Source organism: Pseudomonas sp. 2822-17 (assembly GCF_002742485.1).
Lineage (GTDB): Bacteria > Pseudomonadota > Gammaproteobacteria > Pseudomonadales > Pseudomonadaceae > Aquipseudomonas > Aquipseudomonas cyclaminis.
On sequence record NZ_LJRZ01000480.1, the window covers coordinates 1 to 230 of the forward strand.

The following is a 230-nucleotide window of genomic DNA, read 5'->3' on the forward strand; positions in this document are numbered from 1 at the left end:
AAACGAGGCTGAAAATAATGAGCTTAAAAAGTATGAGTCATTACGTGATATCTCTTATCTTGAAGAGCTAGAAAGTATTGCACAAGAAGCGATTGAATCTGCAGAAGAGAGACGTTCTATCATGGAAGCAGAGAAAGCGATCATTGACGAAGCGTTCGAAGAATTCCAATTATCAATTGGATTTTTAGATGAGATTGAAGATGAAGAGTTAAAAACACATGGTGAAGAAA

Annotated in this window: 1 protein-coding gene; it reads left to right on the forward strand. The window is 35.7% G+C overall.

The window, feature by feature from the left end:
* The coding region (locus tag AOA60_RS18315; protein WP_143522461.1) for a YkyA family protein at positions 1–230 on the forward strand (230 nt) is incomplete at both ends.